This window comes from Streptomyces sp. NPDC006314 (assembly GCF_040613075.1).
Classification (GTDB): Bacteria; Actinomycetota; Actinomycetes; order Streptomycetales; family Streptomycetaceae; genus Streptomyces.
In genome coordinates, this window is record NZ_JBEXRL010000004.1 from 366,075 (window position 1) to 391,726 (window position 25,652).

Here is a 25,652-nt window from a genome sequence, read left to right on the forward strand (position 1 = left end):
CCGTACGTTCGAGCGCGAGGTCGTAGACCCATCCGAAAACGGGGGTACGTAGATGAAGATCCGGGACGCCACCCAGCCATGCCTTCCCGATCTGCTGGACTCGCAGGCTCTCACCCGCCCCAGCGACATCGCCGTGGTCCACGAGGGGGAGTCGCTCACCTTCCGTGAGCTGGCCGACAAGGCCGAGAACGTGGCACGTTACCTGCATCACCTCGGCGTCGGCGCGGATGCCGGCGTGGGACTCTTCGTCGAGCCCTCACTGGATCTGATGATCGGCGCCTGGGGGATTCTGCGCTCCGGAGGGGCCTATCTGCCGCTCTCTCCCGATTACCCGGAGGAGCGCATTCGCTATATCGCGCAGGACGCCCGCCTGGGCGTCGTCCTCACCCAGGATTTCCTGCGGGATCGGCTGGCGGGGTTCCTCGCCGCGGACACGGTCGTCATCACCCTCGATGACATCATGGAGTTGACGAAGGACCGGCCCGGCGCGGATCCGGCCGAGTTGCCCGACGGCCCGCGCCCGGCGGATCTGGCCTACATCATCTACACCTCGGGCAGTACCGGCAGGCCCAAGGGGGTGACGATCGAGCACCGCTCCATCGCGCACCAGATGCGCTGGCTCGCCGATTCCTTCGCACTCGACGCGGGCAAGACCGTCCTGCAGAAGACCCCGATCAGTTTCGACGCCGCGCAGTGGGAGATCCTGGCCCCCGCGTGCGGCAGCCGGGTCGTGGTCGGGTCCGGCGGAATCCACCGCGACCCCTCGCGCCTCATCGAGACCGTCACCCGCCATGCCGTCACGACCCTGCAGTGCGTGCCGACTCTGCTGCAGGCCCTCGTCGACACCGACGAACTCGGCCGCTGCACGTCGCTCACGCATCTCTTCAGCGGCGGTGAGGCGCTGTCCCGGCCGCTCGCCAGGGAGCTGACCCGGGCGCTGCCGGGCGCCACGCTGGTCAATCTCTACGGTCCGACCGAGTGCACCATCAACACCTCGGCGTACACGGTCGACCCCGCCGCCCTCGACGAGGGCCCCGACGCCCTTCCGATCGGCACGCCCGTGACGGGCCTGCGCTATCACATCCTGGACGCCGGGGGGCGTCCCGTGGCAGCCGGCGAGACCGGCGAACTGTACATCAGCGGTGTCCAGTTGGCGCGCGGGTACCTGCACCGGCCCGGGCTGACCGCCGACCGCTTCCTGCCGAACCCGGATGCCACCGTGGTGGGGGGCACGGCCGGGACCGGCCACGACCGGCTGTACCGCACCGGTGATCTGGCCTGCTGGAACCCGGACGGCACCGCCCAGTTCGCGGGCCGGGCCGACAACCAGGTCAAGCTGCGCGGCTTCCGGATCGAGCTGGACGAGATACGCCTGGCCATCGAGGCCCATGACTGGGTGAAGAACGCCGCCGTGCTGCTGCGCACCGACCCGCGCACCAGCGCCCAGAACCTGGTCGCGTGCATCGAACTGAGTCCGCGCCAGGCCGCGTTGATGGACCAGGGCGAGCACAGCGAACACCATGTGTCGAAGTCGTCCAAGTTCCAGGTCAAGGCCCAGTTGTCGAGCCCGGGCGTGCGGGACGCGGCTGATCTGCTGGGGCGGCCCACCGTGCGCCTGCCCGGCGCCACCGCCGGTCCCGAGCAGCGGCGCCGGGCCTTCGCCCGCAAGACGTACCGGTTCTACGAGGGCGGCCGGCTGGCGGCGGCGGACGTGCTGGCGGCGCTCGGGCGGCGTACCGAGGGCGTCGGATCCCGCCGCCCTGAAGAGCTGACCCTGGGCGAACTAGGCGAAATATTACGGAACTTCGGGCAGTATCTCAGCGAGGAGCGTCTGCTGCCGAAGTACGCGTACGCCTCCCCCGGATCCCTCTATGCGGCGCAGCTGTACCTGGAGCTGGCCGGGATCCAGGGGCTGGCCGCGGGCTACTACTACTACCACCCGGTCCACCACGAGCTGGTACTGATCCACCGCCTCGGGGCGGCGGCGGGCCCCGGGGTGCGGGTGCACCTCGTCGGCCGCAGATCGGCGATCGAACCGGTGTACAAGAAGAACATCCAGGAGGTGCTGGAGATCGAGGCCGGGCACATGGCCGGCCTGTTCGACGAGGTGCTGCCCGCCCATGGCCTCGCCCTCGACGAGGCGGCGTACGACAGCGGTCTGACTCAACTCCTGGGCTGCGCCGAGGACGACCACCACCTGGCCTCCTTCGTGCTGGTGCCCTGGACGGCTGCGCACGCGCAGGCACCCGCGCAGCACTCCCTCGACGTCTATGTGCAGTTCCATCCGGGCAGTGAGGCCGGCCTGCCCAGCGGCCAGTACCGGTACCACGGGGGCCGGCTGCACCGGATCAGCGGCGAGCTGATCCTCAAGCGGCATGTGATCGCCATCAACCAGGCCGTGTACGAGCGTTCCGGCTTCGGCATCACGCTCGTCAGCCGCGCCGCCGAGCGGGGCAGAGAGCGGCTCAGCTACGTGGATCTCGGGCGTGGGCTGCAGCACCTGATGCTGAACACCGGCAACCTGGGCTTCATGTCCGCGGGGTACAGCTCACGCACCGGAGACGACCTGCCGGCTGCCCGGCGCATGACGGCGATCCTGCAGGAGGCGGGGCAGCGCACCGGGCCCTCGTACTTCTGCGTCGGCGGCACGGTCAGCGAGGAGCAGCTCCGCCACGAGGGCATGTACGAGGACCAGGTCCATATGAAGGGGCCGGAGGAGCTGATCAGGGAGGATCTGGTCGCGTCCCTGCCGGAGTTCATGCTCCCCAGCCGGATTCTGGTGCTGCCCGAGCTGCCGCACACACCCAACGGCAAGCTCGACACCCAGGCCCTGGAGGAGTACGTCGACGAGGCAGGGGCCCGCGCCCATCCGATGGTGGAGCCGCGCAACCGGGTCGAGGCACGGCTGTCCGGTCTGTGGGCGGCGGCACTGAAGCGGGAGTCCGTCTCCGTGCACGACGACTTCTTCCGGCTCGGCGGGAATTCGCTGATCGCGGTCGCGCTGGTCAAGCGGATCAACGAGGAGTTCGGCTGCAGCATGCCGTTGCAGCTGCTGTTCGAGGCGCCCACGGTGGCGAAGGTGGCGGAGGCGGTGAGCGCCCGAGCCGCCATCGACGCCTCCCGGCTCGCTCCGCTGCGGGCCGGGGGCAGCGTGCCGCCGGTGTTCTGCTGGCCGGGGCTCGGCGGTTTCACGATGAACCTGCGGCTGCTCGCCGCCCGAGCGCCCGGGCAACGGCCGGTCTACGGCATCCAGTCCTACGGCATCAACGAGGGCGAGACGCCGTTCCCGTCCATCGAGGAGATGGCTGCCGCCGATGTCGCGGCGCTGCGGCGCGTCCAGCCCGAGGGGCCCTACACGCTGTGGGGCTACTCCTTCGGCGCACGGGTCGCCTTCGAGACGGCGTGGCAACTGGAGCAGTCGGGCGAGCGGGTGGAGCAGCTGTTCCTGCTGGCACCGGGATCGCCGCGGGTGGCCGGCGCCCCGGAGGCGGCACCGGCCACGGCGGTGGCCGACTTCACCGATCCGGTCTTCACCACCATCCTCTTCTCCGTCTTCGCCGGTACGGTCAGCGGCCCGGGCCTCGAGGAGTGCCTGCGCGAGGCCGACGACGCGGAGAGCTTCGCGCGGTTCGTCGACCGCCGGTACCCGCAGCTGGACCCCAAGCTGATCCGCCGGGTGGTGGCCGTGGTCTGCCGTACCTACGGGTTCACCTACGACCACATCGCCCCGGCCGCCCGCCGGGTCCGGGCGCCTGTCACGGTGTTCCGGGCCCATGGCGACGAACCCTCCTTCATCGAACGCACCCCGGGCCGCACGGCGGCTCCGCCCACCATCGTCCAGCTGGAGACCGACCACTACGGGGCGCTGCGCGACCCGGGCGTCGACGAGCTGGTCAGGGCGCTGCAGCGCGCCACGTCCCGATCGGCGGCAGGCTCGGCCACGCGACAGACAAGGAAACTCTCATGCCTCACGTGACCATTCGGCACTTCCCGAAGTCCCTCACCGACGCACAGCTGGCCCGACTGGTGGAGCAGGTGACGGCCGCCGTCCACGAGGCGTTCGGCGTCGAGGAGCGGGTGATCTCCATCGCCCTGGCACCCGTGGCCCCCGAGGACTGGGACAGCCAGGTCTACCAGCCGGAGATCGCCGCCGGCCGGGAGAAGTTGGCGAAGGCACCGGGCTACTGAGCGTCCCGCGGATCGGGACAGGCCGGCGCTGGGACGGCGCCCTTGCGTGACGGCTTGCAGCGAAGCGGCGCAGGGGCGCTACGGTGCGTACGCTTCATGATCAGTGAGCGGCTTTGACGCCTCTCCAGCATCCCTCCCTGTTCAACAGCCGCTCCGGAAGCCCTCCTTCATGCCCAGTGACCCGTCCAGTGACCCCAAGTCCCTTCTGCCGCCCCGCTGCCCGGGGGGCGGCACCACGTCCGCCGCACCGACAACGCACCAGCCGGGTCGCCACGTTCTCGTCTGGCTGGTCCCGATGCTGTGGACCCTCGCCCTCGGCCTGTGGGGGTTGTCGCGGCAGGACAGTATGTGGCGGGACGAGGCCGCTACCTGGCAGGTCGCCGAACGCTCCACGGCCGAGATCTGGCACATGCTGGGGAACGTCGATGTCGTGCACGGGTGCTACTACCTGCTGATGCACGGACTGTTCTCATGTTTCGGGCCCTGCACCACGACCCTGCGGCTGCCCTCGGTGCTGGCCACGGGGGTGGCAGCGGCCTGCGTGGCCGTCATCGGCCACCGGCTGGCCGGCATATGGGTGGGCCTGGCGGGAGGGATGGCGTTCGGGCTGCTTCCGGCCGTGCAGTTCTATCTCCAAGAGGGACGGCCGTACGCACTGGTCGCAGCCGGAGCCGGGATCTCCACCTTGCTGCTCGTGACCGTGCTCCAGGACCGTGTCCGGACGGTGTACTGGGCCGCCTACGGTGGCACTGTCCTGCTGACCGGGCTGCTGAACTGGCTCTCGCTCATGATTCTGCCGGCGCACCTGGCGACTCTGGTCTGGACCCGAGCCGGGCGCGGAGTGTGGACACGCTGGACGACGGCCTCCACGGCCGCCGCGGTCTGTGTGCTGCCGTTGGTCCTCTTCAGCCGGGGCCAGTCCGCACAGGTGTCATGGATCCCGCCGTTGACCTGGCACATGCTGATCGGCCCGGCGGTCCTGCTGCTGATCGGTGGCGTCGGCGCGCTGCTGGACCGGCCCCGAGCGGGCCGACTGTCGGTGTCAGCCGTCGGGCTGCCGTTGCTGGCGGTCCCGCACATCGGCCTCATCGGTCTTTCCCTGATCCAGCCGCTGTTCCTGGACCGGTACATTCTCTTCAGTCTGCTGGGCCTGGCACTGCTGATCGGCACGGTCATCGGCTCGGCGGTCGAGGCAGTCAGGCCCCGGCACCCGAGAGCGTCGAGGTGGATCCTCCCGGCGACGGTCGTCGTGGCGACGGCGGCACTGCTGCCGCAGTCGCTGGCCAAGCGGTCTCCGGCGAGCCGGGTGGACGACGTCCTGGCGGTGGCGTCCGACGTGCGGCGGATGAAGGCCACCGGGAGTGCGGTGCTCTTCGTCCCGTCGGCACGCCGGGACACCAAGTCCGTCTCCCCGAGCGCCTTCGCGGGTCTGCGAGACATCGCTCTCACGGAGAGCCCGGAGAAGTCCGGGACCCTCAAAGGCGTGGAGGCAGACCCGGAACGCATACGTGCCGCGATGCTGGGCCAGAGACGGATCCTGCTGGTGACGGACGCGACTCAGGTGGCGAAGCCGGTGACGGCGGAGCGGGACCGGATGAAGATCGCCGTGCTGGAGAAGTACTTCACGACCGTGGCCGACCAGCAGGTCCGCGGTCGCAGGGTGACGGTGTACGTACGGCTCGCATCGGCTCACTGACCGAAGGTGCCCGTCGCGGGGCAGAGCCTGAAGCGACGCCGAACGCCCCGGGTGATCCTCCCTCGCCGAGACCACCGGTGCGCTGATCCGGAGCCGGCTCCCCCATCCTGCGCCAGGTCCGGCACCGCCGTCCTGCGCATCCGTGGTCTCCCACAGGGCCCCCGCACGACGCCGACGTCGTGGGGGGCCGGCGGGGAGCGGCCTCAGCAGGCCACGCGGTAGTCCAGGTGCTCGAGGCACCTACTGACCGTGATCGGGGTCTCCGTCAGTGTCCGGCTCGCGCTCGGCGGCCTCGACACCCTCCAGTGGGTTGCCCGCCGTCGTGCCGCGCTCCGTCTGGTAGCCCTCCTTGGCGCTCGCCGTACCCGGTACGGATCGCTCCTGTGCCTGGCTCTCCGCGCCCGAGTGCGCGCCGGGCTCGTCGTTGCTGCGTGCCCGGTCGTAACGGTCCCCGCGATGCTTCTTCGGGTCGGTCATGTCCACCCTCCCATCAGCGGTGGGACTAGCAGGGTTCCCTGGGACGGGCACCGGAAACGGCCACGCCTCACCTCGCCGACCGGTCATCCCCCGGCCTGCGCACCACCGTGAGCAGGCCTTCTCGGGCGGCCAGCGCCTCCAGGGACAGCGTGTGGTAACCGGCCTGGTCGAACAGAACGGTGATGCGGTCCTGGTCCTCGCTCAGCACGGTGCCCTCGCCCCATCGCTCATGCCGCACTTCGCTCCCGACGGGATAGGAGGCAGCGGCGGGATGGACGGCGGCCCGCTCGCCGTCCCCTGAATCGGAGCCCTCCTCGTCACACCGGTCGCAGTTCCCGCACGGCGGTGCGTACCCCTCTCCGAAGTAGCCGAGCAGGAAATACCGCCTGCAGCCGGTGGTCTCGGCGAACGCCCGGGCCATCTCGACCCGGGACCGGTCGGTCCGGCGATGCGCGTGCGCGGCCTGCACGGCCTGCTCTGCCGCTTGGCCGGACGACACGCCGGGGACCGGACGCACCTCCCCCTTCGCGCCCGTCGCGACGGCGTCGGCCTCTTCCAGCAGGTTCACCGCCGCGGTGACCCGGTTCCGGGACAGGCCCGTGTCCTGACGCAGCTCGTCCAGGCCGGCGGGGTCCGCGCGGTGGTCGTGGACGGCGTCGGCCACGTCGGACAGGGTCTCGCGGCCTGGAGTGCGGCCGGCGAAGTAGGTCTGCATCCCGGTGTCCTCCGGCCGGTAGTGCAGCACGGCGAGTGCCGGACGGCCGTCCCTGCCGCAGCGGCCGATTTCCTGGTAGTAGGCGTCCAGGGAACCCGGCAGCGACGCGTGCAGGACGAACCGTACGTCCTCCTTGTCGATGCCCATACCGAACGCCGAGGTCGCCACCACGACGTCGGCCTCGCCGGACAGGAAGGCGTCGTGGACCCGGGCGCGTTCAGCGGCGCGCAACCCCGCGTGGTAGCTCTCGGCGGCCAGTCCCAGGGAGGCCAGTTCCCCGGCGTAGTACTCGCTGTCCCTGCGGGTCGCGGCGTAGACGATGCCCGGCTTGGGCTCGGCGGCGGCGCGCTCGACCACGGCTCGGCGCCGGTCGTCGTCGTCCATGAAGCGGCGGACCTCCAGCCTGATGTTGGGCCGGTCGAAGCCGGTCACCATCAGGCGTGGCCGGCGCATGCCCAGCCGCTCGACGATCTCCTTGCGCACCGGTGGGGCAGCGGTCGCGGTCAGGGCCAGCACCGGTGGTCTGCCCACGCGCCGTACCGCCTGTTCCAGGCGCAGGTAGTCGGGGCGGAAGTCATGGCCCCACGAGGACACGCACTGGGCCTCGTCCACCACGAACAGGGCCGGATGTGCCTCGGCCAGCCGCTCCACCACCTCGTCCTTGACCAGCTGCTCCGGTGACAGGTACAGCAAACGGGCCTCGCTCCGGCGCACCGCTTCCCAGGCGGCCTCCGTCTTCGCCGCGCCGAGGTCGGAGTTGACCGCGACCGCACCGGGGGCGCGGTCGTCGTCCGGCAGGCCGGCGATCTGGTCCCGCTGGAGGGCCAGCAGCGGAGACACCACCACGACAGGTCCGGACAGCATCAGGGCGGGTACCTGGTAGACGGCGGACTTGCCGGATCCGGTCGGCATGACGACGAGGGTGTCCTCGCCCTCCACCACCCATTCCATCGCCGTGAGCTGCTGGGGCAGGAGGGTGTCCCAGCCGAACACGTCCGCGGCGATCTCCCGCAGGCGCGTGGCCGGGCCCTGTTCCGTCGGCGGCCTTTCGCGTCCCATGGCCCGCTCCCTCGCTGCTCATCCGGACGTATACGGAGGGTCGCGCCCTCGGCGCCCTCTGAGTACCCGGAGCGCCGACGCTGATGCTGCGGCACCTTCACCGGCCGCCGGCCGCATCGGCGACGTCGGCTTCATGTGAACGGTGTCGGCGCGGACCTGCCCGCCGAGACACGCTCGGCCGGTGCGGCGCAAAGGGCGCCGGTGATCGACCTGACCGCCAGGAGCAAGGCACTGGTCGAGTCCCTCGGCCCGTCCGCCTCCGCGCAGCTCTGCCTCCGCTCCTCCGTCGACGGCGTCACGGACGACACCCGTTTCTCACAGTACGGCGCGACCCGCACCGGCGGGCCGGTGCTCCCGAGCATCCGAGAGCGACGCCTGCCCCTGGCCACCTACCCGCGCTGACCGACGGCCACCGGCCCGTACTGGGGAGCACCCCTCTTCGCGGCCCCGTCAGTGTCCGCTCGTCTCCCCGTGGCTCCGTACGACTTCCTTCACCTTGGCCACCGCGAAACCCCAGCCCTGCTCGACGGTCGGCTTGGCAGGAACGGCGACCTCGTCGGGATTGGTAAGGACGTCGAGCAGGACCGGGCCTTCGGTGTGGAACGCCCGGCGCACGCCCTCTTCCAGTTCGGCGGGGTCCGTCACGCGAATGCCGGTGATGCCCATGGCTTCGGCTACGGCGGCGAAGTCGGGATTGTCGAGCACGGTGCCGAATTCCGGGAGACCGGCCTGTTCCTGTTCGAGTTTCACCATGCCCAGCCGCCGGTTGTCGAAGACGACGAGTTTGACGGGAAGGCGGTACGTCTTCAGGGTCATGAGGTCGCCGAGGAGCATGCTCAGCCCGCCGTCGCCGCAGAAGGCCACCACCTGGCGGTCCCGGTCCAGGCACTGGGCGCCCAGTGCCTGGGGCATCGCGTTGGCCATCGAACCCAGGTTGTAGGAGCCGATGAGCCGCCGCTCGCCACGCATCTCGACGAAACGCGAGAGCCACACCGTGGCCATGCCGGTGTCGGAGGTGAAGACGGCGTCATCGGCTGCGACCCGGTCCACGACGGCGGCCAAGGCCTCAGGGCGGATATCGTGCGCGCGGTTGTCCACCGCGGAGCGGATGCGGCCCACGATGCCCTTGTCGTGCGAGGGGTCTGCCAGCCGGGCCTGACCGCTGCGCCACCGGTCGTAGCGTTCGCGCGCCTTCTCCAGGTGTGAGCGGTCGCGTGCCCCTTCGGTCCCGGCGGGCGCGGCGGCGAGGTGGCCAAGGAGATCCCGTACGGTGGCACCGGTGTCGCCCACCAGCCCGACGTCGACCGGTACCCGGCGCCCGATGTGGGTGGCCTCGGTGTCCACCTGGATGACGGTCCGGCCGTCGGGATACCAGTCCCGGTAGGGGAAGTCGGTACCGAGCAGCAGGAGCGTGTCCGCGTCCTGGAACGCCGACGCCGCCGCGGGGTTGCCGATCAGACCCGTCTGACCGACCTGGAAGGGATTGGCGTCGCCCTCGAAGCCCGCCTTGGCCTTCAGGGTGAGCACCATCGGGGCGGCCAGGCGGTCGGCGAGGGTGAGTACGTCCTCGCGCGCGGCACGGGCGCCTTCCCCGACGAGCAGGGTGACGCGTTCGGAGCGGTCGAGGAGTTCGGCGGCGCGACGGACGGCGGCATCGTCCGGGCGGCTCACCGGAGCGTTCAGGGAGAACCGGGCCGGCCGGTCGGCGGTCAGTTCCCGTTCGCCCAGGTCTCCCGGCACGGTGAGGACGGCGACGCCCCTGCGGCCCAGTGCGTTGCGCACAGCCGTCTCCAGCATCTGCGGAAGCTGGTCGGGAGAGGTGACGGTAGCGCGGAAGACGGCCACATCGCTGAAGAGGGCGTCGTTGTCGACCTCCTGGAAGTAGTCGCTGCCGAGTTCGGCCAGCGGCACCTGGCCGGCGATCGCCAGAACCGGGGCGTGGCTCTTGGCCGCGTCGTACAGCCCGTTGAGGAGGTGGACGGAACCGGGTCCGACGGTACCCATGCAGGCACCGAGGTTACCGGTGAGCTGCGACTGGGCGCTCGCGGCGAACGCGGCAGCCTCCTCGTGCCGGCAACCCACCCATTCCAGGCGCTCCGCGGTGCGGATGGCATCTGTCAAGGGATTGAGCGCGTCTCCCACGACGCCGAAGACTTGGCGCACGCCGAGCTCGCTCAACGCGTCCACGATGACGCGGGCAACAGTACGGGCCACTTGGATCCTCCAGGTCACACAGTGAAACGGTCAGGGTCGGCGGCGTTCCAGTCGGCCGCCCAGGAGGCGGGCGGCTCAGCGAGCAACTGCCCTGGCGCGAGCCACTCGTACAGCTCCTCGTAGGAGCGCTCGGTATAGGGGTCGATGCGCTGGCGGAGCATGTGCGGGCGCAACTCCGCGGGATCGGTGACGCCCATGGACGCCATGATCTGCAGCGCGCTGGCCACGGTCGCCTCCTGGAAGCGCTGGACGCGCGGCGTCTTGTCCCGCACGTCGAGGGCGCGGGCCCGGCGGGGGTCCTGGGTCGTGACGCCGGTGGGGCAGGTGTTGGTGTGGCACCGCTGGGCCTGGATGCAGCCCACGGCGAACATCATCGCCCGTGCGGCGTTGCCGTAGTCGGCGCCCTGCACCATGCGTTTGACGAGGTCGGCACCGGTGGCGATCTTGCCGCTCGCACCGATCCTGACTCGATCGCGCAGGCCCGCACCGACGAGGGCGTTGTGCACGGTGATCAGCCCTTCGGTGAGCGGGGCACCCACATGATCCGCGAACTCCAGCGGCGCCGCACCGGTGCCGCCCTCAGCTCCGTCCACCACGATGAAGTCAGGTGACGTGCCCTCATCCAGCATGGCCTTGCACACGGCGAGGAACTGCCGGCGCGAGCCCACACACAGCTTGAACCCGGCAGGCTTGCCACCGGACAACTCGCGCATGCGGGCAATGAAGCGCACGAGTTCCCGCGGGGTGGAAAATACCCGGTGGTACGGCGGGGAGACCACCGTCCGCCCTTCGCGCACGTCCCGGACCCGGGCGATCTCCGCGTTGACCTTGGCTCCCGGCAGCACGCCACCGATACCGGGCTTGGCTCCCTGCGAAAGTTTCAGGGACACGCACTTGACATGATCGTGCGCGGCCTTGTCGGCGAACTCGGCCGCGTCGAAATCGCCGTCCTCGGTCCGGCAGCCGAAATAGCCGGTGCCTATTTCCCATATGAGGTCACCGCCCGGACGCAGATGGTACTCCGACAGGCCTCCCTCACCGGTGTCGTGGGCGAAGTTCCCGGCCGCGGCACCCCCGTTGAGCGCGAGGATCGCGTTGGCCGACAGCGAGCCGAAGCTCATCGCCGAGACGTTCAGCAGCGCCATGTCGTAGGGGCGGGTGCAGTCGGGACCGCCGATGCGCACCCGCGGTGGTGTCTCCGGCACCGCGCAGGGGGCCATGGAGGGAACGAGGAACTCGTAGCCGGGCTGATACACGTCCCGTTCGGTGCCGTACGGCTCCTCGGCGTCGGTACCCTTGGCGCGCTCGTAGACGATGCTGCGCACGTCCCGGTCGAAGGGACGCCCGTCGTAGTTCCGCTCGATGAAGTACTGCTGGAGTTCTGGACGTATCCGCTCCAGGAGGAAGCGGGCGTGCCCCAGGACGGGATAGTTGCGCAGCACCGAGTGCCGCCGCTGCAGCAGGTCCCAGGCACCCAACAGACCCAAGAGCGCGAGCGGGAGGGCGGCGAACAACCAGTGGGGTGAGACCCCTGTCGTGGCCACGGCCGCCGCGATCGCGGCGGCCCAGGTCAGGGCGACGATTCCAACGCGTATCACCCCTCGCGCATTGCCCGCTGCCCGGACTCCATGCGCCTCGGCCTTCTCAAGAACCTTCAAAGTGCCCGCGCTCTGCCGTCTGGGTCGCCGGGGCGCCGCACCTGGCCGGTCAGCGATGGCGACGGGCGCGTCGTCTCCTGGGGTGAGCCGAAGAACTCGTAGGCGTCGCTCACGCCGCCGTACTCGAGCACGGGGAGAGAGGACAGTGCGTGAAGGCGTCCTTGTCCTTGTCCTTGCCCTCGGCCTGCTCGGTGCCGCTGTCGCGCGAACCCGCGCGTGCCCCGGCTTTCCCTTCACAAACAAGGCACCACTGGTGAATGAATGCGAATGGGAAGGGCAGACGGCGCCCCAGGAGGTAAATAACTATGGTTCCCCTGCTTCTTGTTCTCCTGCTGGCCGTGATCCTTTTCGGGGCCGGCTTCGCCGTCAAAATTCTGTGGTGGGTGGCCCTCGCCGTTCTGGTGCTGTGGCTGCTCGGCTTCGTCATGCGCTCCACCAATGCCGGCGGTGGACGTGGCCGCTGGTACCGATGGTGACCTGACCCCGCAGGCGCACCCCCTCAGGAGGGCCCGACCGTCAACGACGGCCGGGCCCTGAGCGCGCGTCTGACGAGTAAGCGCACGAACCGCATCGGGCCGGGTGAGGTGCCCCAGAAGAAGACAAGGCGCTGGCAGCCTCCTGCCACGTCCCGCCCTCGGCCGCCGGTGACCTGGCGGGTGGGGTGGCGTCCCTGGAAGGGGCCTTGGGCGATCTCGTCGGGGTGGGTGATGACCGCGAGGAAATCGTCGCCGTCTCCGATCCAGGCGGCAACATACCGTCGGGACAGGGTGCCGCGGCGCCCCGGTCGCGCGCTCTCAGGAATCCTCGTCGCCTCGGTCTGCCGGGGACCGCTCGTCGAGAACTCCGACGAAGGCCGAGGCAACGAGGGCGACGGCGCCGTCGTCGTCGTGGGCCAGTCGGCGCAGGACCTCCCGCACGGTGGTCCCCGGCAGCTCGACCAGCGCCTGGATCAGGCGTATCCGCATCGCGGAGTCCGCGGTGGGCGCGGCGAGTTCGTCGGCCAGTGCGGTCATGATCCGGTCCGCGCACCCCGGGTCCTGGGACAGCGTTCCCAGGACCTCCGCCGCGTCGACGTCGTTGGAACCCTCGACCACCATGCCGACGAGTGTCGGCACGGCCGCGGTCACGCCACGCCTGCCCAACGCCAGAGCGGCGTGCCTGCGCACCGTCGTGTCCGGGTCCCCGAGCGCGTCCGCGAGTACCGCGGTCGCGCCCGGGGCCTCGGACATCTCGGCGATCGCCAGCACCGCGCGCCGCCGGATGTCGACGTCGTCCGAGTGCAGGCCGGCGGCCAGCGTCGCCACGCCGTCGCCGCCCGACCGGGCGAGCGCCCAGCGCAGGGCGCCCGCGACGTTGGGGTCGGATTCGGCCAGGACCGCCCCGGCCAGCAGTTCGGCGGGAACCGACACTCCCTCCGGCCGGGCCAGGACGGCCTGCTGCCTGCGCGCGGCGCTGGTCGAGTTGAGTCCCTGCATGAGTTCGACGATGCGCAGGACGTCCTGCCAGCCGGTGGGTGCCGACGCATCGATCGCGTGGAGCCGCTTGAGCAGCTCCTGTTCCCGCTCCAAGCGGTCTTCCGTCCACCGGATGAGGTCACTGACCAGGGCGGACGGCGTGAAGGCCGGGTCCTCCAGCGCGCGCCCGATCTGCTTGAGCGAGAGCCCGAGGGACCGCAGGCTCTCCACGTGGAAGATCTTGCGGACGTCCTCGGCGGAGTACTCGCGGTAACCGCCGGCGGTGCGACCGGTCGGTCGCACCAGCCCGAGGGCGTCGTAGTGCCGGAGCATCCGGGTACTCACCCCCGAGTGACGGGCCACATCACCGATCAGCAATTCGCGCTCTCCCCGGCCTTCGCGGCCTTGACAGCCTCCGTCGACTCGGCCGTCACCATGGGCTCGGCGGTCTCCGCGGCGCCGGCAGCCTCCGTAGTCTCGGCGACCTCCGACGCCGCCGCGGCGGCGGCAGCGGCTCGTTCCGGGCCGAGTGTGACGACTCGCTTCGCCTCGTCGACGGCCGCGTCGAAACCGGTCTCCGGGTTCTGCCGGAGCAGCTCGGTGGCACAGGCGTGCGCGGCCACCGCCGGGTCGGGGTCCGCCGCGGCGGCGGCCAGGCCGGACTCGGTCACGTCACCGAGGTCGACGAGGGCCCGGCTCAGGCTCAGCTGCACATCGCGGTCGCCGCGGCCGAGCTGCGTGACCAGTTCGTCGGCCAGGTCCTTCTTCGCGTCCTCGGGCACGAGGACGACCGCGACGCGCCACGCGGTCCGCGCGACCTCGTCGTCGGCGTCGCGCAGCATGTCGCGCGTGATCCAGGCCCAGGCGCTCCTGTCGCCGATCTTGGAGAGCGTGTGCAACGCCTGGCTGCGGGCCTGAGTGCGCTCGGAGCCGAGTTCCTGGCGAATCCGGGGCAGGGCGATCTCCGGCGAGAGGCGGGTCAGCGCCCAGGACAGCATGTCTCGCACGAAGAAGTCCGGCTCGACCGCGCACCGTTCGACGAGCGCCTCCAGGAAGCCGGTGTCGGGGTTCGAGCCGGCCGCCAGGGCCGCCTGAAGCCGGACCGACGAGTCCTTGGCGCCCAGGGCGTTGGCCACGCGGCTGCTCTGCGGGGTTCCGTTTGTCGTGGTGATCGGGACCACCTCCTGCACCCAGGGGACACCTTCACACTGTGTCAAGGTCAAGTCCGTGTCGGCGGCACCGCGGGCGGGTGCGCAGGAGACCGGCCCCGGCAGTCGCTCCTCATCGAGCAGGCGTACTTGGCGTGCCCGGCGTTGTGGGGATCGTTGCCGTGGCTCCTGCGCAGCGCACGTACCGCGACAGCGTCGACCTGGGCAGCGTGCCGGACGATTCCGGTGCTCATCGCTTTGGGGACCGAGGCCGCCATGAAGGGCTACCGCATCCGCTACACGCTCGCTACCAAGCTGGTGAACGAGCTGGTCGAAGCCGCCGACGAGAAGCAGCTGAACAAGACCATCGCCCGCTACGGTCGCGTCGACCTTTTGTGCATCGACGAGCTCGGATACATGGAACTGGACCGACACGGCGCCGAGCTGCTGTTCCAGGTTCTGACCGAGCGGGAGGAGAAGAACAGCGTCGCCATCGCCTCAAACGAGCCGATCGGAGGCTGGACGAAGACCTTCACCGACCCCCGTCTCTGCGCCGCCATCGTCGACCGGCTCACCTTCAACGGCACCATTATCGAGACCGGAACCGACTCCTACCGCCTGGCCAGCACCCGAGCCCGTGCCGAACACTCAGAAGCGGACTGATCAACCGCATCACCGCCTGGCCGGCAACCGCTGAAGGCCGGCCAGGCCGACATCATCCGAGCGGGACAGGCCCTACAACCCGGGGACCAGCGTCCAGATGGGCTGCGATGCGCGTAATCGTCCGTGCGTTGTCCTCGAACAGATGCGCCTGCATGCCCGCTGCCCGAGCAGCCTCAACATTGACTGCGAAATCATCGATGAACAGACAGCTCTCCGGCCGCACCTCCAGGCTGGCGCATACGGCCTCGAAGGCACGCGGATCCGGCTTCTCGACGCCGATCTCGTGCGAGTACACGATTTGCTCGACCAGTTCGTCGAAGTGATACAGCGCCGTCTCCCGCTCCCGGGCGCCGACGAAGCTGTTGCTCAGAATGCCCAGGCTGCAGCTTCCTCGCAGCCCACGCACATAAGCGATGAGCTCCTCGTTCGGCGTTCCCAAGTACTCCGCCCAGAGATCAGCCATGAAGGCTTCAACCTGGGGCGCGTTGAGCCCCAAGCGTGCTGCGAGCTGCTCGTGGACCTCTCGTTCACTGATACTCCCGACGCTCCCGGCTTGCCACACGTCGCGCATCCGCTCATGCACAGTGCCGAGCGGCAACTCCAGCCGCTCTTCCCACCGCTGCACCCACCCCGTTTCCGGCGTGATCTCCAGCACGCCACCGATATCGAGAATGACGCAGGTCGCCGTCACTCGAACTCCCCCTCTTCGTCCTGCCCGGTTGGCGAGCGCACACCGCTCACTCATGTGATCTACGGAGACACTGTCGCCCTTCCCTCCGGGGCAAGGTCAAGCGATCTTGAAACCTTGTGGCAGCCCTGTTGCGAGCCGCCGACACGACTCCGCTACATCGGCAGGTGCCTTCAAAACTCGTGACGAACCGCGGAGTCCTCGGCCGGGCGACGACGTCAGAACTCCCTACGTTTTTCCACGGGACTGGGCGAGCCCTTCGTATGGTTGGCCCACCCAGGGGACCCGGGTGTGGTTTTCAGAACTCTGCCGACCGTGGCTGCTGACGATTGGCCGCCCGGGCCCCCATGACGACTCGGCTGCTCATTAGAAATTGCGGCGCTGATCGCTCAGTAGGGACTTGCCAGCGAGGTCGTCCGTGGTACCTGTACGCAAGCGACCCGTGGAGAACCGTGTGACAGAGATCTGGGCCGGGATCGACGCCGGAAAGACCCATCACCACTGCGTGGTGATCGACGACACCGGCAAACGGCTCCTGTCGCGGCGTGTGGCCAACGACGAGACCGAACTGCTCCAGCTCCTGGCCGACGTCCTCACTCTGGGCGAGGTGACCGCGTGGGGAATCGACCTGGCCGACGGCGGCGCCGCCCTGGCGATCGCGGTCCTGCTCAACCACAGTCAGCCCTTGCTCTACATCCCCGGGCGGACCGTCAATCGCGCCTCGGAGGGCTACCGAGGTGACGGCAAGACCGACGCCAAGGACGCGGCGGTCATCGCCGACCAGGCCCGCATACGCCGTGACCTGATGCCCCTGCGGTCCGGCGACGAGCTGGTCACCGAACTGAAGGTCCTCACCGCCCACCGCCGCGACCTGGTGGATGACCGCACCAGGACCGTCAACCGGCTCCGCGGCCACCTCACCGGGATCTTCCCGGGCCTGGAACGCGAACTCGACCTCGGCAACACCGGCCCGCTGGTGCTGCTGACGGGCTACCAGACCCCGGCGGCCATCCGCCGCACTGGCGTCAAGCGGCTGACAACCTGGCTGCGGAACCGCGAGGTCCGCACAGCCGACCAGCTCGCCGCCAAGGCCGTCCAGGCCGCCGAAGGCCAGCAGACCAGCGTCCCAGGAGAGAAGATCACCGCCCTGGTGGTGCAGTCTCTCGCCCGGGAGGTGATGGCCCTCAACGAGAAGATCGCCGAGACCAACAAGCTCATCGAGGGCCGGTTTCGCGAACACCAGCACGCCGAAGTGATCGCCAGCCTGCCGGGCATCGGCCCCCTGCTCGGCGCCGAGTTCATCGCCGCAACCGGCGGAGACATGGATGCGTTCGCCAGCGCCGACCGGCTGGCCGGGTTTGCCGGCGTCGCCCCCGCACCCCGCGACTCCGGCAAGATCAGCGGCAACCTGCACCGGCCCCAGCGATACAGCCGGCGCCTCCAACGCGTCTTCTACACCTCCGCGCTGATCAGCATCCGCTGCTGCGACGAGTACCGACGCTTCTACGACCGCAAACGTGCCGAGGGCAAGCGCCACGTCCAAGCGGTGATGGCGCTTGCCCGCCGCCGAGTCAACGTCCTATGGGCTCTGCTGCGTGACGGACGGTGCTACAGCCCCGTACCGCCCGTCACACTCGCCGCTTGACAACTCCATTGTCGGGAAGCCGGCACGCGCGCTGACGACCGCAGCTCCGCCGCCGTCGAACCCCGGGCGGCCGTTCCCGCCGGAAGTGACCGGCAACCGGACACTGCGGGAGCTGGACGCCCAGAGCATCAACGCGCTGTTCGGTGAGGCGCTGAACACCAGCCGGGCGTCGATCGGCCTGCCCCCGGTGGACGACGTCCGCGACTACGGCTTCGGCGACCGGCCGTGGCTGGCGACGGACCCGGTGCCGGACCCGGGGCCGGAGACGCCGGACCACGACGTCGTACAGACCGGCGCGTGGGTGCGGCCCGACGAGCGTCCGCTCCCCGGCGGAACTGGTCGCCTTCCTGGATGCCGGCGCGCCGCCCGTGTACGTAGGGTTTCGGCAGTATGGCCGTGCGCGCAGGTGGGGGGCGGCCGGGGGCCATCGAGGCGGTCCGCCCGAATGAGCGCCGGGTCCTCGTCGGGCGTGGCTGGGCGGAACCGGGCCTCGTCGACGACCGGGACGACTGCTTCGCCGTCGGCGAGGTCAACCATCAGCGGTTGTCCGGACGAGTGGCTGCCGTCGTGCACCATGGCGGTGCGGGTACGACGGCGGCGGCCGCTCGGGCCGGCGCTCCGCAGGTGGTGGTGCGCCAGTCGCGGGACCAGCCTCGGCTTAGGCTTGCCAGTGCTGCTGCTGTGTGTGCCGCCAGTGCGGCCGTGCGCCTGGTTGCAGGTGTCAAGCTGTCGGAAACCACCGATGTGCTCGCTGAGCGGCTTCATCCGGGCAGTGCGCCGGGCGGGCTGATCCTGCTGGCTCTCGCGACGAACCTGCCCGGGATACATCACAGCGGCAGTCGTGCCGGCGGACGATGCCGGCGGTGACGCGGCCGGTCGGCGGCCGATGTCACCGAGGGCCGGTGCGCGGTCCGCCACCGCGTCCTCTGTCGCCCTGAATGGGGCATACGGCAGCTGGTGAGGCGGCGGGGCAGCCTCACGTCCGACGACCGCCCAGCGCGGACGCCCCGGTGCACACCGATCTGGTCATGCCATAGTTCGCCGGCACTGTCATCTCAGGTGACCCGGTAGGGGGAACCGCACGCCCCCTGGGCGCAAGCGGTGGCTGAAAACCAGCGATGACGGCGAGACTCGAAGGCGGACCTGTGCTCGTCGTCCGTGGGCGGGGTACCCGCCGCGGCGCACGAGCAGTCGCCTCGCCCCCTGGAGGAAACCCGCATGGCCTTCAACCCACTGGAGCAGCGGGGTATCCCGCTGGACCGTCAGCTGCGCAGTTGGCGTGAGCTGAACGTGCAGCCGATCGACCCGGACCGCTGCGACCCCTACACCCGGTGCCGGATCATCACGATGAACGGCATCGAGGTGGAGGCGATCCTCTTCAGCCACCAGCTCGCCCGCAACACGGCCGACCCGGAGATCAAGCGGCAGCTGGCGCGGACCCGGTACATCGAGGCACAGCAGCAGAAGGTGGTGAACTGGCTGCTTCCGGGTGTCTCCTCGGTGCTGGAGACCACGATCGCCTACGAGCAGGTCGCAGTGGACCTGACGGCGTGGGTCGCACGGATGGAGCCGGACCCGTACTTGAAGCAGGCTTACCAGTTCGGTGTGCTGGAGGACTTCGACCACCTGTACCGGTACGCCAACCTGTACGAGATGATCGAGCACCGCAAGGCGGAGTCGATCGTCGACAACCTCACCGAGGTCATGCCGGGCCGGCCCACCCGATTCCACCACCGCGACCCCGTCGACAACGTCCGTGACCCGTATGACAAGGACGCCACGAACCCGCTGTCGAAGCTGCACGCGCTGACGATCATGTCGGCGGAGCAGCAGACGATGAACTTCTACATGAACACCGGCCCCACCTACATGGAGCCGATCGCCCGTCAGCTGTACCAGGAGATCGGGCTGATCGAGGAAGAGCACGTCACCCACTACGAGTCTCTGGTCGACCCGGGCGAGACGTGGTGGGAACAGCTGGTCAACCACGAGTACAACGAGTGCTACCTGTACTACTCCTTCATGGAGCAGGAGAGCGACCCGAGGGTGAAGGCGATCTGGGAACTGCACCTGAACATGGAGCTGGAGCACCTGCACACCGCCTGCGACCTGATGCGCCGCCACGACGGCCGCGAGCCGCAGGAGGTCCTGGCTCCGGAGCTGCCCAACGTGCTCACCTTCGAGCCGAACAAGCAGTACCTGCGGGAGCTGCTGGACACCCAGATGGACCTGACGACCCTCGGGGCGGGCTATGTGCGGGAGGCCCACGAGCGGTTCGAGCAGATGCAGGAACGGATCCATGGCGGAGAGGCCCCGCCGAGCGACCAGGTCATCACCGAGCACGACGAGATGTTCGGCCGCGAGTACCGGGTCCAGTCCGAGGGCGAGCACCCCGACCCCACCCAGCGCGAGAAGTGAGGCCGCCGCACATGTCCGAACTGGAAACGCCCCAGGCCGGCGACGACCAGGCACCCGACATCGACGTGGTGGCTTTGCTGATCCGCCAGCACGGGGCCATCCGCAACCTCTTCGACGAGGTGGAGCAGGGCCAGGGTGAGGAACGCCGGGACGCCTTCCGTCGCCTCGTACGCCTGCTGGCCGTGCACGAGACCGCCGAGGAAGAGGTCGTCCACCCCTTCGTCCGCAGGGCGGTCGAGGGTGGTGAGCAGGTCGTCAAGGATCGCCTGGCGGAGGAGAAGTCGGCCAAGGAGACCCTCGCGGCCCTGGACGACATGGACACCGACGACCCCGAGTTCATGCCCAGGCTCATGCAGTTGCGGACCGAGGTGCAGGAGCACGCGCGGGCCGAGGAGCGCTACGAGTTCTCGCACATCCGCCGCAGCACCGACGTCACGAACCTCGCCGCGATGGCCAAGGCCGTCAAGGCCGCCGAGGCCATGGCACCCACCCGGCCCCACCCCGGTGCCGAGTCCGCGACGGCCAACGTGGCCCTCGGTCCGGTGGCCGCCCTCATGGACCGCACCAAGGACGCGGTCCGCAAGGCCATCGGAAAGCACTGACATTCCCGGGAGCCGGCAAGTCGGCCGACCTCCAGTCTCCGAGGGGGTGCGACCCCCGTCACGACGATCTCCCAGCCGGTGATGCGCCGAACGCAACATCAGCCGCGTCACGAGACCACACTGCAACAGGCCGACGTCAGAAGGGAGTCGCTGGACAGCGCGTGATGGTGCGCACCTGCCTGGCCCGACGGGCCCCAGGACGCCGTCGGCACGGTCGACAACGGCGCCTCCCGCGGACGCTGCCCGGCTCGTGCGACGCTCGCCGCCACCTCGGCGCACGCACCATAGTCGCCGTTGCTCTGCGCCGCGACCGTTTATGGGTGCACGAACCAGGGCTGCCCGAGGAACTGGTCGCCCTGTACGGGGGATCCAGACCCACCGCATTCCGCTGCCGGGTCACTCGCCGGTTGTCTTCTCGATCAGCGCGCTGTATGCCAGTTGCATCGTGTCCGCCCCGGCCAGAGCGGCCAGCGCGCCCATGGCGGTGCGTGTCGCGCGCGGCCAGAGAAGCTGGCCGGCGGTCAGGGTGGAGGCGACCCAGACGCTCATGCAGAAGGGACAGGTCGCCAGTTCCCCGACGGTGTGCTTGCCGTCCTCCGGCTGTGCCTCCTCGTGCAGTTCGGCTGGGCCCTGCGGGGCGACGTACGTGGTGAAGGGGGCGCGCAGCGGGCTGGTGACCGATGCCTTGGTCAGCAGCCGGCTGAGCCGGAAAGTGGCGACCGAGGTCAGCACCACGTCCCACGGCTCGGGCCGGTCGGGCAGCGGCCGGCCGCGGAGCCGTACGGCGGTGGCCCAGACCGTCGTGTACGCGGCAAAGCCCGCCATGGCTGCGAGGTAGCCGGCCAAGGGCCGGTCGTGCCCTGCCGAGTAGTCTCGTCCGGTGCGGTGGAGGAGCCGGTGCAGACGGCGTGCGAGGCGGTTGTCAGCTGCGGTGTCCATGGGCTGTACCCGCTCCTCTTCCGGTGCGTTGCCGCTCCCCGTCGTCCGGCGCGTCCCGGTCCTGTCGGCGCAGGCGTATCTCGACGTGGCCGTCGGTGATCAGTTCGCGAGGGCGTGCACCAGTCAGACTTGCTGCTGCCGGCGGTGCAGCTCCGCCCAGTCGGCCCAGCCCGCCAGGGCCGCGGGCGCGGCGGAGGCCAGGCCGACGCGGACCAGCAGGCCCGCCGCGCGGGAGCGGCCGGGGCATAGGTCCAGTACCGCCGCCGACAGCCGGCTGCCGATCGGTACCTGCACCATCAGCGGGTGCACCGGGTGCCCCAGCCACCGGCCGTGGAGAAGATCCCGCCCGTCGCCGAGCGGCAGGGCCTGCACCCCACTGCGGACCGCGTCGATCACCACGTCGGGCCCTGGGATCCCGCTCCAGGCGGTCCAGCAGCCACAGGACCCGGCTCTGCGGCATTCGGCGGCGGCGTGGCGTAGTGCTCATGGTCGGCCGGGTCCCCACCTGCGCAGGCGGCAAACTGAGCAGGGGCCGCCTGCGGTGGACCACGGTCAGCCGCCCGGCCGGATCACCGCGCGCACGCAGCCGTCCTTCTTCTCCTTGAACATCTGGTAGGCCCGCGGCGCCTCGTCCAGGGGCACGGTGTGGGTCGCCAGGTGGGCCGTGCTCAGCTCTCCGGCCGCCAGCCGGTCCAGCAGCATCGGGATGTAGCGCTGACCGTGCTGCTGGGCGCCCCGCACGGTCAGGCCCTTGTTGATCACCGCGCCGAGGGGGAACTTGTCGACGGCACCGGCGAACACGCCGAGGACGAAGACTGTGCCGCCCTTGCGGCAGGCGTGAATGGCCTGTCGCACAGCGGTGGGACGGTCGGTCTGGAGCCGGAGCCGCTGCTTGACCTGATCGTAGAGGTGGACGGGGCTGTCGCTGTGGGCTTCCATGCCGACGGCCTCGATGCACACGTCGGGGCCACGGCCGCCGGTGCGCTCGCGCAGTTCCGCCCCGATGTCGGTGGTCGTGTAGTCGATGACCTCGCTGCCGATGTGCCGCTCGGTCATCTCCAGGCGTTCGGGGATCCGGTCGATGGAGATCACGCGTTCTGCGCCCAGCAGGATCGCGGCGCGCGCCGCCATCTGGCCGACGGCCCCGCAGCCCCATACGGCGACGACGTCGCCAGGCTTCACCCCTGCCAGGTCGGCGCCCATCCAGCCCGTGGCACCGAGTCGGACACGAACAGGGCGCTGGTGTCGTCGACGCCCTCCGGAACGGGGAAGGCACCGTAGTCGGCGAAGGGCACGCGCACGTACTCGGCGTGGCTGCCGCGCAGCCCGCCCATGGCGTGCGAGTAGCCGAAGATGCCGCCGGTGTCGGCGCCGAACAGGGCCTGCCCGATGCCGGGGTTGGTGTTCGTGTTGTCGCACAGGGACCACGGGTCGTGGGCGCAGTACCAGCAGCGGCCGCACCCGACGAACGAGCAGCTCCGAGCAGCTTCATGTCGACACTTCGTCCGGCGGCGCTGGATCGCGCCGGGGTACGGAAGGGCGTTCGTCTGCGGCTTCCTTCGGTTGCCGGGGGATTCCCCGCATGCGAGCGACGGAACATCACGGAGCCGGGCGTGAACGGGCTTCACTCCGGGCCGCGGGGGAGGTAGTAGGTCTGTCTGAGGAACGCGGCCATGTCCTGCAGGGCCTGCCTGTATCCGGCTTTGTAGTGTGCGTGGCATCGGTCCGGCGGCCCTCGGCCTCCGCCCAGGAGTCGAGATGCAGAGCGGTGCGCAGGTGGTTGCGGTACAAGGCACCGTGCCTTCCGCCGAGGGCGGCTCTCGCACGATGCTCGTCCCAGTCCTCCAGGTCGCTGGTGTCGAAGGCGAGGAGTTCATCGTCAGTCTGCGGCACTGTTTCCCTCCTCGGGTCGGTCTCCGCCGTCACGGGTACCGCGGTGGCATCCCGGAATATTCGAGTCGGCCAGGCCTGTGACACTCTCGCGGTGGCGGGTCATCGTTGGTACCTGCTGACTGCCGACGACCTCCGTTGTCAGGCCCGTCGTGAACCGCCTCTCCCCCATGAACCGAGCACGGACGTCGTCCGGCGTTGTGCCGGGCCACCTCCGGGTACCCGGGTGGGCGTGGAGAGCCGGGTAGCGACGCCGAAGCGTCGCGGGCACTGTCTCCGGCGCACGCACGGGAGCGACCATGTCGAAGACCATCAAGGACCAGACCGTCGAGCAGCTCGGTGGAAGCAGCAGCATCCTGGTGCGGCAACGCCGTGAGCACGAGGAGATGGACCGGCTGATGGATCAGTACCTGACTCTCGACGACGTTCACCAGAGGGAACGGGTCCTGAAGCAGGTCGTCCAACTGGTCTTCAGTCATGCCTTCGCGGAGGAGACGGTGCTGTGGCCCGCCGTACGAGCCTCGGTCCCGGACGGCGAGGAACTGACGGCCCGGGTCGAGGAGGAACATCAGCAGATCAACGATCTCGTCGCGGACATCGAACGCCTTCCTGCCGGCGATCCCGGGCGTGAGGACAAGGTGCAGCGGGCCTTCGCGCTGATACGGCAGGACATCAGGGACGAAGAAGACCTTCTCCTTCCCCGGTTGCAGGACGCGATGAACACCGCCCGGCTGCGTGGACTCGGCACCACCTGGGCGGCGGTACGACAGACCGCTCCCACGCATCCCCACCCCGTCATCCCCCGGCGGCCCCCCGGGAACGCCCTCCTGGGTATACCGCTGAGCGTCTACGACCGCGTGCGTGACGCCCTGGGTGTCGGAAGAAGGTGATCACCGGCCCCGCCGGCACTCCCACCGTAGCCCTCGTGATCGTCGCGGCACGGTCCGAGATCTCTCTCGGCTCTTGGCCGACCTGTTCCGGCGGCATCGAAGCGGATGCGACCCGCGCCTGCACGGAAGCAGCCTTCGATGTCGGCATCAACCCGCCAACGTCTACGGGTAGGGAGCCGCCGGACGGCCTCGCCAACAGTTTCCGCTCACCGAGCCGTGTCACCGACTCGGCGTCGGGAGGGCACGAGCGGCACCTCTCGCCTCATCAGCGCCCTGAGCGGAGAGCACCGCCGCGGCGATGCCGCACTCGGAGGCGTCATGCGCCCATGGAAACAGGTCGGCCGGGCCGGACCGATACCGGGAATCCGGACGAATTAGCAGGTCAGAGGCTCTTCGCGCTGGGCTCAAGGATCGCCACGCACTCCACGTGATGCGTCATCGGAAACATGTCACGATGCGCCAAGATGCAAGAATCTGCAGGTCAGGCTATGTTTTTCAGTACCGCCAGTGGGCTGCCGGATGTCCGGAGCGTCAAATGAGCGTCAGAGCCGCGGGTACTGCGAACCCCCGGGAGGCAGTCCACCATGCCCGCCCCATCTTCGCCGTCCCAACGCATACCGTCTAGCTGTGCTGTCCCGGGACGTTGGTGACACGCGTGCTGGGTGCTTGAACGGGTGAGGGCAGCGGCCCGAGCGGAGGAAGGGGCCGATAACACGCATGCCTGGATCGTGTTCCTCGACGAATCGGGCGATTCTTTGCTCCCACAGATCCGCCGCACCTACACACCCCGTGGCCGGACCCCGCTGCTGCGGCACCGACCGAAGTGGAAGCGGGCGTCGATGGCCGGGGCCTTGGGCTACCACTCCATCGACCCCGAACGCGGGGCCCGCCTGTGTTCCACCTCAAGCCCGGCAGCTACGACACCACCGCCCTCATCGAAGTCCTCGAGCAGATGAAGGCGTTCTACCGCGGCGAGCAAGTGGTGCTGGTCTGGGACGGCCTGTCCGCCCATTGGAGCCGGGCGTTGCGCGCCTGGGTCGCCGAGCAGGACTGGCTCACTCTGGAGCGATTACCCGCCTACGCTCCCGAGCTGAATCCGGTGGAACCGCTGTGGTCCCCCCTCAAGAAGCGTGAACTCGCCAACCTCGCCGGCGACCACCTCGCCGATGTCGCCGACGCCACCGAACAAGGCATCCACGGCATCAACCCCAACCCACAACCGCCATGCTCCTTCCTCGCTCACACCGGCCTGACCATCCACCCAGCACACCCACCGAGCTTACGAAAAGATCAGTAAGCTAGGCACTC

General features: G+C 69.6%; 19 protein-coding genes and 4 pseudogenes. 12 read left to right on the top strand and 11 right to left on the bottom strand.

The window, feature by feature from the left end:
* Nucleotides 1-52: 52 nt before the first annotated feature.
* From ABZ079_RS09740 to ABZ079_RS09750, 3 genes are all read left to right on the top strand, one after another.
* The gene (locus ABZ079_RS09740) at nt 53-3,976 is read left to right on the top strand and encodes an amino acid adenylation domain-containing protein (RefSeq protein ID WP_356938879.1); all 3,924 of its coding nucleotides are present in this window, start codon (nt 53-55) and stop codon (nt 3,974-3,976) included.
* Nucleotides 3,964-4,188, top strand: a complete 225-nt coding sequence (locus ABZ079_RS09745; RefSeq protein ID WP_356938880.1) for a tautomerase family protein — start codon at nt 3,964-3,966, stop codon at nt 4,186-4,188. The genes ABZ079_RS09740 and ABZ079_RS09745 overlap by 13 nt, the downstream gene beginning before the upstream one ends.
* A 295-nt stretch (nt 4,189-4,483) precedes the next feature.
* The gene (locus ABZ079_RS09750) at nt 4,484-5,884 is read left to right on the top strand and encodes a hypothetical protein (protein ID WP_356938881.1); all 1,401 of its coding nucleotides are present in this window, start codon (nt 4,484-4,486) and stop codon (nt 5,882-5,884) included.
* 240 nt (nt 5,885-6,124) lie between these two features.
* Here the strand turns inward: ABZ079_RS09750 and ABZ079_RS09755 are convergent, their stop codons facing one another.
* Nucleotides 6,125-6,361, bottom strand: coding sequence for a hypothetical protein (locus tag ABZ079_RS09755; RefSeq protein WP_356938882.1), 237 nt, complete (start codon nt 6,359-6,361; stop codon nt 6,125-6,127).
* Nucleotides 6,362-6,428: 67 nt separating this feature from the next.
* On the bottom strand, nt 6,429-8,135 hold the full coding sequence (locus ABZ079_RS09760) for a RecQ family ATP-dependent DNA helicase (protein WP_356938883.1): 1,707 nt from the start codon (nt 8,133-8,135) through the stop codon (nt 6,429-6,431).
* Between the two features lie 129 nt (nt 8,136-8,264).
* On the opposite strand from ABZ079_RS09760, the pseudogene ABZ079_RS09765 reads away from it, so the two are divergent.
* Nucleotides 8,265-8,537, top strand: a pseudogene (locus ABZ079_RS09765) (rhamnogalacturonan acetylesterase); the annotation flags it as partial.
* A gap of 48 nt (nt 8,538-8,585) precedes the next feature.
* Here ABZ079_RS09765 and ABZ079_RS09770 read toward each other — a convergent pair.
* Both ABZ079_RS09770 and ABZ079_RS09775 read right to left on the bottom strand, forming a co-directional pair.
* Nucleotides 8,586-10,349 carry a thiamine pyrophosphate-dependent enzyme gene (locus ABZ079_RS09770; RefSeq protein ID WP_356938884.1) on the bottom strand — a complete coding sequence of 588 codons (1,764 nt, stop codon included), beginning with the start codon at nt 10,347-10,349 and terminating at the stop codon, nt 8,586-8,588.
* A gap of 14 nt (nt 10,350-10,363) precedes the next feature.
* The gene (locus ABZ079_RS09775) at nt 10,364-11,947 is read right to left on the bottom strand and encodes an FMN-binding glutamate synthase family protein (RefSeq protein ID WP_356938885.1); all 1,584 of its coding nucleotides are present in this window, start codon (nt 11,945-11,947) and stop codon (nt 10,364-10,366) included.
* 365 nt (nt 11,948-12,312) lie between these two features.
* On the opposite strand from ABZ079_RS09775, the gene ABZ079_RS09780 reads away from it, so the two are divergent.
* Nucleotides 12,313-12,483: a hydrophobic protein gene (locus ABZ079_RS09780; RefSeq protein ID WP_356938886.1), complete on the top strand. Its 171-nt coding sequence runs from the start codon at nt 12,313-12,315 to the stop codon at nt 12,481-12,483.
* A gap of 318 nt (nt 12,484-12,801) precedes the next feature.
* Here ABZ079_RS09780 and ABZ079_RS09785 read toward each other — a convergent pair whose 3' ends face one another.
* Nucleotides 12,802-13,839 (bottom strand): MerR family transcriptional regulator, encoded by a 1,038-nt coding sequence (locus ABZ079_RS09785; protein WP_356938887.1) that lies wholly within the window; start codon nt 13,837-13,839, stop codon nt 12,802-12,804.
* Nucleotides 13,833-14,651 (bottom strand): HEAT repeat domain-containing protein, encoded by an 819-nt coding sequence (locus tag ABZ079_RS09790; protein ID WP_356938888.1) that lies wholly within the window; start codon nt 14,649-14,651, stop codon nt 13,833-13,835. Before ABZ079_RS09790 ends, ABZ079_RS09785 begins: the two co-directional genes overlap by 7 nt.
* A gap of 204 nt (nt 14,652-14,855) precedes the next feature.
* On the opposite strand from ABZ079_RS09790, the pseudogene ABZ079_RS09795 reads away from it, so the two are divergent.
* A pseudogene (locus ABZ079_RS09795) lies at nt 14,856-15,272 on the top strand (ATP-binding protein); the annotation flags it as partial.
* A gap of 52 nt (nt 15,273-15,324) precedes the next feature.
* Here the strand turns inward: ABZ079_RS09795 and ABZ079_RS09800 are convergent.
* The gene (locus ABZ079_RS09800) at nt 15,325-15,963 is read right to left on the bottom strand and encodes an HAD family phosphatase (RefSeq protein ID WP_356938889.1); all 639 of its coding nucleotides are present in this window, start codon (nt 15,961-15,963) and stop codon (nt 15,325-15,327) included.
* Nucleotides 15,964-16,402: 439 nt separating this feature from the next.
* Here ABZ079_RS09800 and ABZ079_RS09805 point away from each other — a divergent pair, with 439 nt between their 5' ends.
* From ABZ079_RS09805 to ABZ079_RS09820, 4 genes and pseudogenes are all read left to right on the top strand, one after another.
* Nucleotides 16,403-17,605, top strand: a complete 1,203-nt coding sequence (locus ABZ079_RS09805) for an IS110 family transposase (protein ID WP_356938890.1) — start codon at nt 16,403-16,405, stop codon at nt 17,603-17,605.
* Nucleotides 17,606-17,666: 61 nt separating this feature from the next.
* Nucleotides 17,667-18,259 (top strand): annotated as a pseudogene (locus tag ABZ079_RS09810) (nucleotide disphospho-sugar-binding domain-containing protein); the annotation flags it as partial.
* Between the two features lie 564 nt (nt 18,260-18,823).
* The gene (locus ABZ079_RS09815) at nt 18,824-20,023 is read left to right on the top strand and encodes a hypothetical protein (RefSeq protein WP_356938891.1); all 1,200 of its coding nucleotides are present in this window, start codon (nt 18,824-18,826) and stop codon (nt 20,021-20,023) included.
* A gap of 11 nt (nt 20,024-20,034) precedes the next feature.
* Nucleotides 20,035-20,625, top strand: a complete 591-nt coding sequence (locus ABZ079_RS09820) for a hemerythrin domain-containing protein (protein WP_356938892.1) — start codon at nt 20,035-20,037, stop codon at nt 20,623-20,625.
* Between the two features lie 396 nt (nt 20,626-21,021).
* On the opposite strand, the gene ABZ079_RS09825 is transcribed toward ABZ079_RS09820, so the two are convergent.
* The 4 genes and pseudogenes from ABZ079_RS09825 to ABZ079_RS09840 all read right to left on the bottom strand — a co-directional run bounded on the left by ABZ079_RS09825 (nt 21,022) and on the right by ABZ079_RS09840 (nt 23,192).
* Nucleotides 21,022-21,564: a DUF1360 domain-containing protein gene (locus ABZ079_RS09825; protein ID WP_356938893.1), complete on the bottom strand. Its 543-nt coding sequence runs from the start codon at nt 21,562-21,564 to the stop codon at nt 21,022-21,024.
* A 126-nt stretch (nt 21,565-21,690) separates the two neighbouring features.
* Nucleotides 21,691-22,024, bottom strand: a pseudogene (locus tag ABZ079_RS09830) ((2Fe-2S)-binding protein); the annotation flags it as partial.
* A 92-nt stretch (nt 22,025-22,116) separates the two neighbouring features.
* Nucleotides 22,117-22,746 (bottom strand): zinc-binding dehydrogenase, encoded by a 630-nt coding sequence (locus ABZ079_RS09835; RefSeq protein ID WP_356938894.1) that lies wholly within the window; start codon nt 22,744-22,746, stop codon nt 22,117-22,119.
* The gene (locus ABZ079_RS09840) at nt 22,743-23,192 is read right to left on the bottom strand and encodes a hypothetical protein (RefSeq protein ID WP_356938895.1); all 450 of its coding nucleotides are present in this window, start codon (nt 23,190-23,192) and stop codon (nt 22,743-22,745) included. Before ABZ079_RS09840 ends, ABZ079_RS09835 begins: the two co-directional genes overlap by 4 nt.
* Nucleotides 23,193-23,753: 561 nt before the next feature.
* Between ABZ079_RS09840 and ABZ079_RS09845 the strand changes: the two genes are divergently transcribed.
* Both ABZ079_RS09845 and ABZ079_RS09850 read left to right on the top strand, forming a co-directional pair.
* On the top strand, nt 23,754-24,344 hold the full coding sequence (locus ABZ079_RS09845; protein WP_356938896.1) for a hemerythrin domain-containing protein: 591 nt from the start codon (nt 23,754-23,756) through the stop codon (nt 24,342-24,344).
* Between the two features lie 892 nt (nt 24,345-25,236).
* Nucleotides 25,237-25,641: a transposase gene (locus ABZ079_RS09850; RefSeq protein ID WP_356938897.1), complete on the top strand. Its 405-nt coding sequence runs from the start codon at nt 25,237-25,239 to the stop codon at nt 25,639-25,641.
* Nucleotides 25,642-25,652 lie beyond the last annotated feature (11 nt).